Origin of the sequence: Acinetobacter sp. TY1 (assembly GCF_048551395.1) — a bacterium.
GTDB lineage: Bacteria > Pseudomonadota > Gammaproteobacteria > Pseudomonadales > Moraxellaceae > Acinetobacter.
Window position 1 is genome coordinate 14863 of sequence record NZ_JBLYZK010000005.1, and the last position, 16537, is coordinate 31399.

The 16537-nt window shown below is 39.0% G+C and carries 14 protein-coding genes; 8 read left to right on the forward strand and 6 right to left on the reverse strand.

Annotated features, from left to right (window positions below; all coding sequences use genetic code 11):
• Positions 1–17: 17 nt before the first annotated feature.
• The 8 genes from topA (at position 18) to ACK2M2_RS04660 (ending at position 8829) form a co-directional block, all read left to right on the forward strand.
• Positions 18–2663: a type I DNA topoisomerase gene (topA, locus tag ACK2M2_RS04625; protein WP_419346315.1), complete on the forward strand. Its 2646-nt coding sequence runs from the start codon at positions 18–20 to the stop codon at positions 2661–2663.
• Positions 2664–2762: 99 nt separating this feature from the next.
• The gene (locus tag ACK2M2_RS04630; protein ID WP_409510778.1) at positions 2763–3209 is read left to right on the forward strand and encodes an NUDIX hydrolase; all 447 of its coding nucleotides are present in this window, start codon (positions 2763–2765) and stop codon (positions 3207–3209) included.
• A 53-nt stretch (positions 3210–3262) separates the two neighbouring features.
• On the forward strand, positions 3263–4021 hold the full coding sequence (locus ACK2M2_RS04635) for a hypothetical protein (RefSeq protein WP_419346317.1): 759 nt from the start codon (positions 3263–3265) through the stop codon (positions 4019–4021).
• A gap of 197 nt (positions 4022–4218) precedes the next feature.
• Positions 4219–4782, forward strand: a complete 564-nt coding sequence (locus tag ACK2M2_RS04640; RefSeq protein WP_409510780.1) for an HdeD family acid-resistance protein — start codon at positions 4219–4221, stop codon at positions 4780–4782.
• A gap of 137 nt (positions 4783–4919) precedes the next feature.
• The gene (locus tag ACK2M2_RS04645) at positions 4920–6053 is read left to right on the forward strand and encodes a glycerate kinase (protein ID WP_419346458.1); all 1134 of its coding nucleotides are present in this window, start codon (positions 4920–4922) and stop codon (positions 6051–6053) included.
• Positions 6054–6067: 14 nt separating this feature from the next.
• Entirely contained in the window at positions 6068–6397 is a 330-nt protein-coding gene (locus ACK2M2_RS04650) for a hypothetical protein (RefSeq protein ID WP_419346319.1), read from the forward strand.
• A gap of 101 nt (positions 6398–6498) precedes the next feature.
• On the forward strand, positions 6499–8490 hold the full coding sequence (locus ACK2M2_RS04655; RefSeq protein WP_419346320.1) for an ATP-dependent helicase: 1992 nt from the start codon (positions 6499–6501) through the stop codon (positions 8488–8490).
• Positions 8491–8577: 87 nt separating this feature from the next.
• A complete protein-coding gene (locus tag ACK2M2_RS04660) occupies positions 8578–8829 on the forward strand; it encodes an RNA recognition motif domain-containing protein (RefSeq protein WP_409510783.1) in 252 nt (83 codons plus the stop codon).
• A gap of 101 nt (positions 8830–8930) precedes the next feature.
• On the opposite strand, the gene ACK2M2_RS04665 is transcribed toward ACK2M2_RS04660, so the two are convergent.
• The 6 genes from ACK2M2_RS04665 to lptE form a co-directional block, all read right to left on the reverse strand.
• Positions 8931–10331 carry an efflux transporter outer membrane subunit gene (locus ACK2M2_RS04665; protein WP_419346460.1) on the reverse strand — a complete coding sequence of 467 codons (1401 nt, stop codon included), beginning with the start codon at positions 10329–10331 and terminating at the stop codon, positions 8931–8933.
• A 23-nt stretch (positions 10332–10354) separates the two neighbouring features.
• The gene (locus tag ACK2M2_RS04670; RefSeq protein ID WP_419346322.1) at positions 10355–12349 is read right to left on the reverse strand and encodes a MacB family efflux pump subunit; all 1995 of its coding nucleotides are present in this window, start codon (positions 12347–12349) and stop codon (positions 10355–10357) included.
• A 2-nt stretch (positions 12350–12351) separates the two neighbouring features.
• Positions 12352–13713, reverse strand: coding sequence for a MacA family efflux pump subunit (locus ACK2M2_RS04675; RefSeq protein WP_409510785.1), 1362 nt, complete (start codon positions 13711–13713; stop codon positions 12352–12354).
• Positions 13714–13811: 98 nt separating this feature from the next.
• Positions 13812–14645: an SIR2 family NAD-dependent protein deacylase gene (locus tag ACK2M2_RS04680; protein ID WP_409510786.1), complete on the reverse strand. Its 834-nt coding sequence runs from the start codon at positions 14643–14645 to the stop codon at positions 13812–13814.
• Positions 14646–14771: 126 nt separating this feature from the next.
• Positions 14772–15758 carry a DNA polymerase III subunit delta gene (gene holA, locus ACK2M2_RS04685; RefSeq protein ID WP_419346324.1) on the reverse strand — a complete coding sequence of 329 codons (987 nt, stop codon included), beginning with the start codon at positions 15756–15758 and terminating at the stop codon, positions 14772–14774.
• An 18-nt stretch (positions 15759–15776) separates the two neighbouring features.
• Complete coding sequence (gene lptE, locus ACK2M2_RS04690; RefSeq protein ID WP_409510788.1) at positions 15777–16319, reverse strand: LPS assembly lipoprotein LptE; 543 nt, start codon at positions 16317–16319, stop codon at positions 15777–15779.
• Between the last annotated feature and the right edge of the window lie 218 nt (positions 16320–16537).

The following is a 16537-nucleotide window of genomic DNA, read 5'->3' on the forward strand; positions in this document are numbered from 1 at the left end:
TAGGATTAACAGTTCACATGGCGAAAGCTCCTCGCTCTACAACAAGCAAAAGCACTACAGCAGACTCTCCTGATGCTGGAAAAAAACGTGCCCTAGTGATTGTGGAGTCGCCTGCAAAAGCGAAAACCATTAATAAATATCTTGGCTCAAATTACATTGTGAAATCATCGGTTGGTCATGTTCGTGATTTACCTACTGGTGGTTCAAGTAAGTCGACTGAAAAAAAACCAGTAACACGCACCAAATTGACGGATGAACAGAAAGCTGAAAAAGCTCAAAATGCCCTCGTTAATCGTATGGGCGTTGATCCAGAACATGATTGGAAAGCCAAATACGAAGTATTGCCAGGTAAAGAACATGTCGTTGCGGAACTGAAAAAGCTTGCTTCACAAGTTGACGAAGTTTATCTCGCAACGGATATGGATAGGGAAGGGGAAGCGATTGCTTGGCATTTAAAAGAAGTGATTGGTGGTGATGAGTCACGTTATCAACGTGTGGTCTTCAACGAAATCACTAAAAATGCGATTCAAGAAGCCTTCAAACAACCTTCTCGCCTTGATATTGATAAAGTTAATGCACAACAAGCACGTCGTTTCTTAGACCGTGTTGTAGGCTTTATGATTTCACCATTACTTTGGGAAAAAATTGCCCGTGGTTTATCGGCAGGTCGTGTTCAATCTGTTGCCACTAAACTTGTTGTTGAGCGTGAACGTGAGATTCGTGCTTTTATTCCTGAAGAATATTGGCAAGTTTTTGCTGATACGAAATCTAAAAAAGATCACATTCGTTTAGAAGCCGTCAAACAAGGTGGTAAAACTTTAAAATTGCAAAATAAAGCGCAAACAGATGCTTTATTAAAAATTTTAAATGATGCGGAATATAAAGTCGCTGTACGTGAAGATAAACCAACCAAGGTTAATCCAAGTTCGCCGTATATCACATCGACTTTGCAACAGGCAGCCAGTACCCGTCTGGGCTTCTCAGTGAAGAAAACTATGATGTTGGCACAGCGCTTGTACGAAGCTGGTTTTATTACCTATATGCGTACTGACTCAACGTTCTTAAGTGATGATGCAGTCAATATGGTACGTACACATATTGAAACTGAATTTGGTCAAAAGTATGTTCCTGTAAAGCCAAATCGTTATGGTAACAAAGCAGGTGCGCAAGAAGCCCATGAAGCGATTCGTCCATCTGATGTGACTTTAAAAGGTGACAGCTTAGTAGGTGTGGAACGTGATGCACAGCGTTTATATGATCTGATTTGGCGTCAGTTTGTGGCATGTCAGATGACACCTGCTGAGTATTTGTCATCGACTATTCTGGTAGATGCTAATGGCATTGAACTCAAAGCCAAAGGTCGTACTTTAGTTTTTGATGGTTTTACCCGTGTTCGTGGTCAAAACAAATCTGATGATGATGTATTATTGCCTGCTGTAAAAGTTGGTGAAGTTTTAAGTCTTGAAAAACTTGACCCTTCACAGCACTTTACTAAACCGCCTGCACGTTTTACTGAAGCATCGTTGGTCAAAGAGTTAGAGAAAAAAGGCATTGGTCGTCCATCGACTTATGCTGCGATTATTTCGACTATTCAAGACCGTGGTTATGTGAAGCTTGATAACCGTCGCCTTTATGCAGAGAAGATGGGCGAGATTGTTACAGATCGTCTAGATGAAAACTTTAATAATCTGATGAATTATGCATTTACCGCAGATTTGGAAGCTCAACTCGATAAAGTTGCCGATGGTGAACGTAATTGGAAAGAACTACTCAATAGCTTCTATGGCGACTTTAAACAGCGTTTAACCAAAGCTCAGGGTGAAAATGGCATGCGCCGTAATTTACCTGTCGAAGTTGAAGCTGTGCATTGTAAAGAATGCGAACGGCCAATGCAGATTCGTACAGGTACAACAGGCGTATTCTTAGGATGTTCAGGTTATAACTTACCACCGAAAGAGCGTTGTAAAGGAACGTTGAACCTGACACCTGTAGAGTCACTTGCAATTTTATCTGATGATGACTCTGCTGAAACTGCAGATTTGATGTCGAAAAAACGTTGTCCAATCTGTGAAACAGCAATGGACAGTTATGTGATTGATGGTGGACGTAAATTACATATTTGTGGGAATAATCCAGATTGTGATGGTTATGAGCTTGAAGAAGGTGAGTTCAAGATCAAAGGCTATGATGGTCCAACTATTCCATGTGATAAGTGTGATGGCGAAATGCAGTTGAAAACGGGGCGTTTCGGTCCTTATTTTGCCTGTATGAGTTGTGATAATACGCGTAAAGTTTTAAAAAGCGGTCAGCCTGCACCACCTCGTGTAGATCCGATCAAAATGGAACATTTACGTTCAACTAAGCACGATGACTTCTTTGTTTTACGTGATGGTGCAGCAGGTTTATTCTTAGCTGCAAGTAAGTTCCCGAAAGTTCGTGAAACTCGTGCACCGAAGGTTGCAGAGTTACGTACCGTTGCTGATCAGCTTGATCCAAAATACCAATTTATTTTGCAAGCACCCGATCAAGATCCTGAAGGAAACCCAACTTTGGTAAAATTCAGTCGTAAAAATCAAGTGCAATATATTGGTTCTGAAACGCCTGAAGGAAAACAAACAAAATGGTCTTTGGTTTACCAAGATGGAAAATGGGTTGAAGCTTAAGTTTTAGCGCGCTTAAAAATACAAATAAAATGCTCACTTTAGTGGGCATTTTTTATATGATGTGAAATATATAATTGAATAAAGTGAAGTCACTTACTTATGATTCCAATTCGTTCAGTCGTCGTTTCAGCCGTTCTATTATCAGAAATAGAAGGTGAACTCAAAATTTTGCTAATGAACCGTGTTAAGGGTAATTTTTGGTGTCATGTTGCAGGTAAAGTTGAGCCTAACGAAACTGCGAGTCAAGCTATATTACGTGAAATTCTAGAGGAAACGGGTACTCATGTTCAGCAATTATTTAGTGCAGATTTTATTGAACAGTTTTATGAACCGAGCTTAAATGTGATTGAAATGATTCCTGTCTTTGTTGGCTATTGTGAGCCGAATCAGAGCATTGAATTGAATCATGAACATACAGAATATCAGTGGTGTAGTATACAAAAAGCAAAAAAATTAGCAGTATTTTCAAATCAGAGAAAGTTGTATGATTTTATTTGGGAAAATTTCGTACTACAAAAGCCATCATTACTCCTAAAAATTAAGTAAAACTGAAAGATTATTCAGCATAATGAAAAGATAGAATCAAGGAGTATATTGAAGTGTGGAAAAAAATTCGAGTTTCGATATTACTGCTGATTTTAGCATGGGTAGCATTTAGTACTTGGCAAGATATGAATCAAGATTGGAACAAATCAGTGATTGTATTGCTACATCCTATCAATGCTGATGGGGATCCAGTAACGGCAAAATATATTGAGCAAATTTCCATTGAAAACCTAGATCAAACACAGCATTTTCTAGCTGAAAATTCTAGACAGTTCCGTGGGCAAGCTATCTTTTTTGACTTTCAATTGGGGCGAACATTGACGGAACTTCCTTCGAAAGTACCAGTATCGAACAGTATGTTGGATAATATTTTATGGAGTTTAAAATTCCGTTATTATGCTTGGAAACAGCATCAAAGTGCAGATGGTTCTCCCGATGTAACACTTTATTTAAATTTTTATAATCCGCAAAAAATCAATGTACTTAAGCATTCTGTGGCATTACAACGTGGTCGCATTGGTACAGTCAATTTATTTGCATCCGAAAAATATCGTGGCTCGAATCAAGTGGTTGCGACACATGAGTTATTGCATGCCTTTGGTGCAACAGATAAATATGACATGCTAAGTGGACAGCCAATTTATCCTTTGGGATATGCAGAGCCTGATCGTAAACCTTTGTATCCACAAAGTATGGCGGAAATCATGGGCGGTTATATTCCGTTATCTGAAAATAAAAGTGTGACGCCTAAAAGCTTGCAAGCTACGATGATGAGTCCAACAACGGCACAGGAAATAGGTTGGATGAAATAGTGATAAGTATTTGTAGCAAACTTAAGAAGTTATAATGTGGATAAATATTGTTTTATTCACAATGATCATAAATCATAGAAAATATTTCAGCTCAATAGTTAAAAGTAATCGACAAAATGAAACAGACAGTTGGAAATATTTGAGCTAACAATAAAACTTCAATTAAAAAATGAATATAGAACAGAGGAGTACGTCAGATGAAAACTGTGGGAAATGATCTTGTTCGTCATCAATTACATGAAAATCGTAAATGGTATTTGTTATTGGGGGCATTGCTCGTCATCTTTGGTTTAGTTTTATTGGCATCTTTAGGTATGGCAACACTCACAGTTGTTACACTATTTGGTGTATTGATGATGATCGGCGGTGTACTTCATCTTATTGCTGCATTTAAAATCTTTGATGGCGGTTTTCGATGGTTATGGGCGCTATTTGGTATTTTGTATCTTGTGGCTGGATATTACGCATTTAAATCACCAATCACTACAGCCATAGTACTCACAAATTTATTGGCGGTTGCATTGTTAATTGCTGGTTTTATTCGAATATTTAATGCATTTATACTTAAACCAATGTCAGGTTGGGGGTGGACATTATTTTCGGGCTTACTCACACTCATTACAGGTATTATGATTTTAGCTTCACCAGATGCGCCATTTTGGGTGCTAGGTTTATTTTTAGCTGTTGATATCTTATTTCAAGGCGTGAATTATCTCACTTTTGCTGCAGCAATTAAACGGATTCCTCCCGCAAGTTATTAAATGTTAAATATTATTGATTTAAAGAAATGCCTGATGATTTAATCAGGCATTTTTATTTTGTAGTTATCGTTTATGAATGAAAATTTATCTAAGCTTAGATTTGTGTTAATAATATTTGAAACATCAAATATTCACAAATTATGAAAACTTTTCTCCTAGCACCTGATTCATTTAAAGAAAGTATGACGGCTGAGCAAGCTTGTGCTGCTATGCAACGAGGCATTGTAAAAGCTCTACCCGATGCACAATTTATTTATGTACCTATGGCAGACGGTGGTGAGGGAACGGTAGATGCCTTAGTTGCTGCCAGAAATGGTCGAAAAGTTGAGCTAGATGTTTCAGGTCCATTTATACAGCAAAAAGTGCAAAGTTATTTTGGCTTAATTGAAAATGATCAAACCGCTGTGATTGAAATGGCGTTAGCAAATGGTATTCACCTGATTGAATCATCACAGCGAAATCCGTTACTGACATCGACTTTAGGTACAGGGGAAATAATTAAAGCGGCTTTAGAATTAGGTGTATCTAAAATCATTATTGGTTTAGGTGGCAGTGTGACTAATGATGCAGGTGCAGGCATGGCACAGGCATTAGGTGCAAAATTTTTGGATGAAAATGGTCAGGCTGTTCAAGTGGGTGGTGGTCAACTGGATCAAATTCAAAGCATTGATCTTTCACAACTTGATCCACGTTTGAAATCGACTGAAATTGTTATTGCCAGTGATGTAAATAATCCTTTATGTGGTGAAAATGGCGCATCTCATGTATTTGCTCCACAAAAAGGTGCAACATCTGAAATGGTAGATGTTTTAGATCAAAATCTCAGCCATTTTGCTAACTTGGTTAAACAGCAATTAAATCTTGATATTGCCCATGTTCAAGGTACGGGCGCAGCAGGTGGGTTGGGTTTTGGTTTAATGGCTTTTGCAGGGGCAAAGATTCGCTCAGGTGTGGAAATTGTGATTGAAGAAACAGGGTTAAGTGAAAAAATTGCCCAGGCAGATTATGTATTTACAGGTGAGGGGGGAATTGACTTTCAAACGAAGTTTGGTAAAACACCATTTGGTGTGGCACAAGTAGCGAAGCGATTCAATAAACCTGTGATTGCCTTTGCAGGATATGTGGGGAAAGGTATTGAGGAATTATATGATGAGGGATTTACTGCAATTTTCGGCATAGTAGATGGTGCATGTGATTTGCAAACGGCATTAAAAAATGGTGAAAAAAATTTGGAACGCTGTTGTGTTAATGTGGTTAAGGTATTGAAATAATATAGAGATCAAAAATGAAAAAAATAATGGTTGGTATTTTAATGTTGAGTATTCAAAATTTTGGTTTTGCTCAATCTGATATGACAAATGAAGTCAAAAATTATTTACAACAAGGGAAGAAAACCTCTTTCCGATTCGAAGATAATTCAATCGGTACTGTGGCATATCTCATCCAACATGAAAAAGGGATAAAAGTCATTTTTGATAAAAATATAGATACGAAAAAAAGCTTTCCTATTAATTTACGAGACCAAAATTTTCTCGTATATCTTGATGTAACAACGAAGAAATTGGGCTTGAATTATCAAGTAATTGATCGCCATACAATTCGAGTTTATAAGTGAAATTATAGCTTATGTTAAGATGACATCATCTTAAAGTAGAAACCGCCTCATTTACCTATAGCTCTGTTAAACTAGCATCATCCACAATGTGATGAGTACCCATGAGTTTAGCCAACCTGATTAACGAATTAAACCCTCAACAAAAACAAGCTGCTATGACTGAAACTAAGCACAGTCTAGTCCTTGCAGGGGCAGGTTGTGGTAAAACCAAAACCATCGTGGCACGAGCAGCCTATCTGATTGATCAAGGCGTGCCTGCCAATCAAATCCAAATTCTCACTTTTACTCGTCGTTCAGCAAGTGAAATAGTCGCTCGTGTTGAACTTGCTTTGGGTGATGATGCTAAAGGCTTACGTGCATCAACATTCCATACATTCTGCATGTATTTGTTGCGCCGTGTACCAAAAGCATTTGGCTTAGATCAATTTTCAATTATTGATCGTGATGATCAGCTCATGTTGTTTCGCCTGATTCGTGGCAAAGACGATAAAAAGAATCCAAATGCCTTACCAAAGCCGAAAGAACTCTGTGATCTGTATTCATTTGCACGAAATACTCGTCAAAAACTCAGCCTTGCTTTAGAAAAGCAGATGCCTGAATTTTTAGAATATAAAGATCAAATTGCCGAAGTAATGAAAGAGTACGAAGCTCGGAAACAGGCACGTTATTTTTTAGATTATGACGATATTTTGGCTGTGGTGGCTTCAGGTTTAGCGCAATCGGAAGGTCTAACTGACTATGTTGCATCACTTTGTCATCACATACTTGTCGATGAAATGCAGGATACAAACCCTTTGCAATGGGCAATTTTAGAACCTTTAAAAGACAAAACTTCATTGTTCTGTGTCGGTGATGATGCACAGTCGATTTACGGTTTTCGTGGTGCAGATTTTGAAAACATTCACCATTTTAAAGATCGTGTACCTGATGCTGAAATTTTCAAACTCGAAAAAAATTATCGTTCAACCCAAGAAATTTTAGATTTTTCCAATTGGTTGTTGGATCAAAGCTCAATTGATTATGATAAAAAACTTGAGGCTTATCGCGGTGACGGCATTAAACCTCGTATGCACGTATTTCCGAATGAATTTGATGAAGCCAAATGGATTGCCATTGACATTAAAGAGCGTCATTTGCTTGAAGGTTCTGCTTGGAACAATCATATGGTTTTGGTGCGTTCGGCCTTTGCTGCACGACATATTGAAGCTGCATTTATTCAAGCGAATGTGCCGTATCGTTTTATTGGTGGCATGAAACTACTTGAAACAGCGCATGTGAAGGATTTACTCAGCTTATTACGTGTGATTGCCAATCCGCTCGATGACATTGCGTGGATGCGTTTTCTGACGCTGTGGAATGGTGTGGGCGATGTGAGTGCAAGTAAACTTGCTCAACAATTACTAGCTGAGCCCGATTTCGATAAAATTACTGAAAAACTCGAAAAATTTGGGCGTATTCCTGAAAGTACATTGCTGATTATGAAGCAAATGAATGTACTCAAAACGGAAGTGGAAGCTTGCGTAAAATTGGGTGTGGAAGCGATTCTTAACCAGCTTGAAGAAAATTATGCTAAGAAAGATTGGAACAAGCGTATAGGTGATTTTGATCTCGTCAAACAACTTGCATCTAAACATTCTCAGCTCAGTGAGTTTTTAGAAGAATATGTTTTAGATCCTGTGTCTATTTCAGAAATTGAACGTCAATCGCAAGATGATGTAGTCACACTTATTACCATCCACTCGGCAAAAGGTACAGAGCAAAAAGTCTGTTATGTGGCAAATGTGTCTGCAGGGCAGTACCCTCATGCTCGAGCGCAAGGAAATTTTGATGAAGTTGAAGAAGAACGCCGTGTGCTTTATGTGGCGATGACACGTGCGAAGAATGAGCTAATATTGACCAAACAAAATTTAAATATGTGGGCAAGTAGTCAAGTTGATGAGCAAGGTCGTAAGGTTGAAAGCTATTTTCTCAATGATCTAACACGTCATTTGTGTACCACGGAAACACATTATAAACAGCGTCAACAAACCGTTAAAAGTGCTTTACTCGAACGACAGGCGATTAATTTAGATTTTGGCATTGATCTCGATTAAACTATAGCAATCCCGTTTTCATTCAAAAAGTAGTGTAGGCGAGTGCTTTTTGATGTTTTTTGCCTATTTTAGATTGAAGGTTGTGAGATGAAAATTTTAGTTCGTAGTTTACAGCGTACTGTAACAGAAGCAGAACTGCTTGAATTGTTTAAACAATACGGCACTGTAGCCGCATGTGATTTGATTATGGATGCAGCAACAGGTAAGTCGAAAGGTTTTGCTTTTGTTGATATGCCAAATGCACGTGAAGGCGTTAAAGCAGTGAAAGGTTTAAATACTTTACGCTTACATGGTCATGGTATTCGTGTGAAAATTGCTGAAGAAAAGCCAGAAGCTTAATTTATCGTAAATATTGGCATAGAAATTTTGTAAATAAAAAAGAGCTTCAATTGAAGCTCTTTTTTATTTTTAATGGAAAATAACAAGCTTAAACAATATAACTATTCAACTAACGGGAGTTGTTTTATTGGACTTCCACCCAAAGCTTGCATCAGTGTCACATAAGCATTGTATTGGCTTTGTTTGGTCTGTACTAAGGTCAGGCGTGCATTACGTGTAGTTTCTTGTGCATCCAAAAGATTTTTTAACGCAATTGCACCATTCTTATAACGTACTTGGGTTAGACGTTCAGTTTTATCTGCAAGTTCTAAATTACGTTGCTGTAAAGCCACTTGTTTGTCTAGCTCGCTACGATTAGACAATGCATTTTCAGTATCAGCAAAAGCTTGATATAAGGTTTGGCGATATTGAATAATGGTTTTTTCATAGTCCAATTCACTTATTTTTAAGTCCTTTTTCATATCGTTATATTGAAGAAAAGGCAGACTTAAATTTGCACCCAAAGACAGCGCGGGATTTTGTAAAAGCTGTGTCAGTGAGGTACTGCTTGAACCTAAATTTCCCGTTAAACTTATTGAAGGATAGTAGCTTGCTTTGGTCGCATCTTTAGATGCCAAAGCTTCACGTAAACGTAACTCAGCCGCTTTTAAATCGGGGCGACGTGAGAGTAATTCAGCAGGCAAACCAGCAGATACTTTAGGTAGACTAATACGTGGCAGTTGTTTTGGTTCTTGAATATTGAGCTGTTGTACAGGTATTTGCAGTAGCACAGCCAACGCTGTACGCGTTTCAACACGTTGCTGATCAATTTGGCTCAAGCTTGCTTTTTGGCTTTGTACAGCCTGTTCTGCTTGGGTTAAATCTAAGCCTGAAACTGCGCCTGCTTTATATTGTGAGCGTACTAATTCATAGGTTTTTTGCGTTGATGCTAAATTTTGCTGAACAGTATTATAGCGTTCATTTAAATAACCTAATTGCCAGTATAAATTGGCAGTTGTAGCAATCAGACTTTGACCTGTCGCTTGTAAATCTTGCTCAGTCGCTAAAGCTTCCCAACGACTTACTTCAGTTTGACGTGCAAGTTTACCAAATAAATCAACTTCATAACTCACGCCTGCACTGAGTGAAAGTCCAGATGATGTGTCATCGCCTGAATTTAAATCAAAGCGATGTCCTGTAGAAACTCCAGAGTTGACCCGAATACCTTGTTGATTTGCTGCCAAGCCTGCACGTAAACGTGCTTGTTGTAACTGGATGCCTGCAACGGCTAAATCGGTATTTTGCGTTAAGACTTGATTGACTAGGGTATTGAGTTGCTGATCACCAAATAGCGTCCACCATTTGTCTGCATATACATCGGTATGCAGTTGTGCTTGATTGGCTTTGTTATAAGCAAAACCTTCAGGAATTTGTACGGCAGGGGCTTGATACGGTGTTTTCACCACAGCCGCACACCCAATGAGTGAGCTTCCTAGAACTAAGGCGGCTGCAAGTTTTGTCATATTCATTTGCATAAATGGAGTCCTTATTCTCTAGACAGTGCATCGACAGGATCGAGCTGTGCGGCATTACGTGCGGGAATAAATCCAAACACTACACCAATAATGGTTGAACAAACAAAGGCTGCGATAATGGACGTTGTCGAATACGCCATTTGGAATGTACCTTTGGCAAAGTGTCCAATCACCTGCCCAATACCGAGCGATAACAACACACCTAAAATACCGCCCAAAATACAAACCAAAATCGCTTCGATGAGGAATTGTTGCAGAATGTCACTTTGACGTGCACCTACAGCCATTCGTACACCAATTTCCTGCGTGCGTTCGGTCACTGATACCAACATAATGTTCATGACACCAATACCACCCACAATGAGCGAGATCACAGCAATAGCAGATACAAGCAGGGTCATAGTTTGAGTGGTTTGCTCAATGGTTTCACGAATACTGTCGGAGTTTTGCGTAAAGACATCTTGTGCGCCATGACGTTGCTCAAGTAAAGTAAGAATGGCATTTTCAGCAATCGCACTTGGGTATTCATCTTTTACTCGAACAATAATATTACGGACGTTAGACTGCCCGAGCATACGGCTCATCACAGTAGAATAAGGTAAATACACATTCAAACTGTCAGAATTCCCCATCATGCTCTTTTGTACATCGGTCACACCAATAATTCGACTTGGTAAATTACCCAATAAAATGACTTGTCCAACAGGATTTGTACCATCAGCAAAGAATGTATTTTTGGTATTGGAATCAATGACAACATCTTGCGCACGTTCAGTTACGCTTTGTTTGTCAAAGGCTTGTCCAGATTGGAAGGTGAGTCCTTTGACGTAAAAGAAGTCCTCGCCTACACCATTGACACTAATGGAGGCTTCTGTGTCTTTAAAACGTCCTGTGACACTTGAGCTGACCGATGGACTAACACCATCGACATAAGGTTGTTCTGAAAGTGCCTCAGCATCTGCTGGAATAAGGGTTTTGACTTGTGCTGTTTTGGAGTTATCGCCAAAACCTCGCCCTTGATACACAGTGATGGTATTGGTGCCTAAACTGCTAATATTTTCTAAAATTTGTTTTTGTGAACCATTACCCAGTGCAACTACAGAAACCACAGAAGCAATACCAATAATGATCCCAAGCATAGTCAAAAATGTACGCATACGATGTGCATTCATCGCTAACAATGCCATATTAAAGGCTTCACTAAAGCGGTCTAAAGTGGCACGAAAAGTCGATGATTTTTTCTGTACTTTATTGATATTCGCATCAAAGCTGTGATCTTCTGCAACCTGAACTTCAGGTACATTAGGTTGATCGGAAATAATATTTCCATCACTAATCTCAATAATACGGGTTGCATTTTTTGCCACATTCATATCATGTGTGACAAGAATGATGGTGTGTCCTTTGGCATTCAATTCACGCAAAATACGCATGACTTCAACACCACTATTTTTGTCCAAGGCACCAGTAGGCTCATCGGCAAGTATTACATCACCGCCATTCATCAGCGCACGGGCAATGGAAACACGTTGCTGTTGCCCCCCCGATAATTGACTTGGACGGTTTTGAGTTTTGTCACTAAGTCCGAGTTCACTTAATAGTTCATGTGAACGTTTTTGACGTTCTTCAGGATCAAGCCCTGCATAAATAGCAGGTACTTCGACATTTCCCGCAGCATTCAAATCACCAAGTAAATGATAGCGTTGGAAAATAAAGCCAAAATATTCTCGGCGCAGTTGTGCCAACTCATCGGGTTCAAGTTGTCCTGTTTCACGCCCACTGACTTTATAACTACCCGATGTCGGTTTATCTAAGCAACCGAGAATGTTCATTAGGGTCGATTTACCTGAACCTGATTGCCCAACAATGGCAACTAATTCTCCTGCAAAAATCTCTAAATTAATGCGCTTTAGAATCTGAATGGTGGACTCACCCGCAGGGAATTCACGAATCAGATCACGAACCTCAAGCAGAGGTTGTTTCTTCTGATTGTTGTTCTGATCCATGCTTATAATCTCATTGGGCCGCTGTTTTTATTGCTACGTTTTGCTGAATCGTTAGATGTATCAGAACCATCAGCAATAACAACATTGTCGCCTTCATTTAAGCCACGTAAAACTTGTGCCGTGACTCGGTTGTTTAGTCCAATTAAAACTTGTTTACGTTTTACTGAACCATCAGCTTGTAAGACACGAACTGTTGCAACAGAAGCTTTGCCTTGTTCAATAAGTGCTTTTTCATCTGCTGTGAGTTCTAGGCGTTCAGGACGTTCGCCTTGTGGGCTATTTTTACTGTCTTTATTTGTACCCGTGGTATTTGTATTTTGACCTGATTTCAGATCTGCTGATGAAGCATCTTTACTGCTTGCTCGCTTTGAACGGTTTGATACTTGAAGTGCCGCTGAAGGTACAGTAAGGGTATTTTTTGCTTCATTTAAAATGATATAAACCTGTGCAGTCATATCAATACGCAATTTGCCATCATCATTTGGAACATCAAATAGGGCATTATAATAAATTGCTGTACTTGACGTAGATGTTGAATTATTACTTGTTTCTGTATTGATTGAATCTGGTGCAGGCTCGACTTGACGTAAAGTTGCATAGCGTTTTTTCTCGCTATCGCCCAATGTGGTGAAATAAACCGTTTGACCTTCTTGAACTTTCATAACATCGGCTTCAGAAATTTGAGCCTTAATGGTCATAGTGTCGAGTTTTGCAAGTTTAACAATGGTTGGCGCACTTTGATTCGCATTTACCGTTTGACCTTCTTCAGTCACAATCGCAACAACCGTACCATCAATAGGTGCAAGAATTTGCGTATAACCTAAATCTTCTTTTGCTGTTGCAAGGGTGAGGCGAGATTGCTCAATTTGTGCATTGACCGCAGCAATATCGGCTTGTGCCGTTTTAAAACTTGCCAAAGCAGATTCAAGTTCTGCTTTTGATGTCGCATCTTGTGCATACATCGTATTTTGACGGTTATATTCCGCTTCGACTTTGGTCAAGTTCGCTTGTTTGGTTGCAAGTTGTGCTTGTTGATTTTTAATACTTGCTTCAGCTGTTTTAAGATCATTGGTCTGACGTACAGAGTCAATTTGTGCAATCAATTGCCCTTGTTTGACTTGATCACCCAATTTTACATACATGCGTTTGACCTGACCCGATACCTGCGCACCCACACTGACCATTTTAGTCGCTTCAAGATCACCTGTTGCAAGGACTGAATCTTCAATATCACCCCGTGTGACCTCAGTGCTGATGTACTGTGGTTGGGTATTTTTTGGTTTGAAATATGCCCATGTGAGTCCAATAAGTAGGGCAATGCCCAATACAATGACAATGATTTTTGACGGTTTTATTTTTGGCATAGTTGCAAGTCTAGGCAAACTGAAAGATGGACAAATTATAGAGATGAAATAAGGATAAAGCGTGGATTTTTTGAAACATAAATGAGAATTATTTACTTTTAATTGGTGATGAGTGCATTAAAAATCAATGAAATAGCATTGAGTGCAGTATATGGAAGTGACATTCCACCATTTTTAGCCACTTTTGCCTCACGTGGATTGATCCGAAGAAGATGAGGTGAAAACTGTTCACTAAACATGCGAACACTCGGAATAGCGGTGCCTGCGCCTATTTCAATGACTAAAGGTGAGCGGTATTGATTTAACCACTTTTTTAAGCGTTTATCTTGCTGATCTGACTGTGTTGAAATCCATGTTGCATCATTGAACATGAGAATATTGGGACGCATTAAGCCACCACATTCAAGACATTTAGGAAGATTGCCAAGCCATTGACAACTATCTGAGTTAATTTGAGGTTTAAGCGTGTCGGAAGTTTCAACTTCATTGGTACATGCATTGAGGCATTGGATATGATGAATAGAACCATGACATTCATAAATGAATTTTGGATCAAAACCCGCTTTTTGAAATTGACCATCGACATTAGAGGTAAATACAAAATAGGGTACATTCAATTGCTCTGCGAGTTGCTTTAGAAGTTGAAAGCCTTGATGAGGTTGGGTTTTACGGTATAAAGCCAAGCGATGTCCATAAAAGCCCCAAGCAAGGTGAGGCTGAGAACGAAATGCGGCAGGATTGGCAATTTGAGTAAAATCAAAGTTTTTTCGCCCAAGTTCAGGGTAGACTTTCCACATCCCTTGATTGCCCCGAAAATCAGGTAGACCTGAATCGACTCCCATGCCTGCACCAGCACTAAAAATTAGACTATCAGCCTTTGAAAATAGTGTTTTAAGCTGTTGAATTTGATCAGGTGTTAATGCTATAGACATAAATATTAAGCCTAAGATGTTTATTTGAGATTTCTGTAAATATATTTATAATACAATGATTTATATTTCTGTGTGGGTGTTGAAGAGTTTTGAATTTTTATTAAATGGCATCATAAAAATGATCACTTAGCAGAATAGAGTTTTACCACAAAGTTCAGTAATACTTTGCAGAATTAAATGCTCAGGATTTTCTTTGCTCATCCCTTTAATGGCAGCATCAATGCGTAACAGAAGTTGTGGCCAATGTAAAAAAGCCTGTGGATTGAGTCGTCTTAAGGCTTGTTGGTAATTGGAAATTTTGGTTTTCCAAATACCAAGTTGTAGTGCATTTTGTGGTTGCTCAAAAAGTTGCATGAGAAGACGCATTTCTTTACTAATCGTCCATAAAACTAAACTTGCGGGCTCACCTGCAGATATTAAAAATTGAAAAATACGTGCAGATTGAGCTAAATTTCCTGCAATGAGGGCATCACTTAAATCAAATGTCGTATAGCGAGATTGATCTTGTAAACATTCATACAACTGTTCGATTTGAATCTGTTTTTGTTCAGGAAAGGTATCTGCGACACGCATTAAGCTATTACGAGCAGCCAATAAATTATGTTCATGGTGTTGTTCAAGCCAAGACCAAGCATCCTGATTCAGTTCAATGCCTAATTTTTCAGCTTCAATACTTAAAATTCGTTGACGATCTTGAGGGTAATTCGCAGTCAGTTGAACCACGACACCATTAGCTTCGACCATTTGAAAGAATGCAGATTTTAGGCTACTTGCATCCTGCTTCGGCATAATAATCAGTAGTAAATTATGTTCATTATGCTGAATGTATTGTTTTAGAAGTTTAAGCGCATTGGCATCAGGTTTGATATTACCATGAACTTCAATCGCAAGATTTTGCGAAAATAGTGACAAACTATTGAGTGCATTAAAGACATTTTTCCACTCACTTACGCTACTAATGTCAAAGCGTTGGCGTTCAACTTCTTGGATGTTCCAACTCTTGCGAAAAGCATCTATCAAGTTTTGCTCAAGCAAAGGCTCTTGACCGTGCATAATCCAAGCACCACGGGCTTCATGTGTGCGTTTGAGTGCTTGAATATAATCGAATTTCATAAGAATGAGTACAACCGATTATTGAACAGCTTGTTGAGTTGGAAGCGTTGCATTCACTTTTGCTTTTGGTAAGCGATTTGCCGAAATTTGGCGGGAAATTTGTTGAGCAATATCATCAACCATGATCTGACTTAAATAATGATATTGTTGATCGTCGGTATTGACCGTATTGATGTTGTATTGATAGCTACGAGATGACGTTAATGTACGAGGTTCTGTAATTGGATTACCTTGGCGATCTTCAATTTGGAAGGTGACACTCAGGCGGAGTAATGTTTCAACCAATGTACCGTTGAGCTCATGGCGATAAGGTGTGTAATTGAGTACACGTAAAACGTAAGCATCGTTTGCATTGCTGAGCTGTACGCCACTTGCAGCCAAATAAACGCTGAGTTTTTTCTCAAGGTCACTGGCATTTTTAGGCAAAGCCAATTCAAGTTTAGTATAGACCAAAGGTGTTGTTTGAGGGTTTGTACCTTTTAAATGGAAGCCACAGCCGACTAAGCCCGCACTTAAGCCTAAAGTTAAAACAATTGCTGCCAAACGTTGTGCTAAGTGCATGTTTTGTCCTCTGTTCATCTTGTCTAAAAATTGATGGGAATATCTTCCCAATTGGAATCTTGATTGTAAAGTCAAAGCCCGTTGACTGACAACGGGCTTTGTTTGGGTTTTGTTTTAAATCCCTCCCGACCTCCTTTTAAAAAAGAGAGGAGAATCTCTCTTTTTATGTTTGGAGATGGAGTCCCCCCTCCTTTGTAAAAGAGGGGGACTTCGTGGGA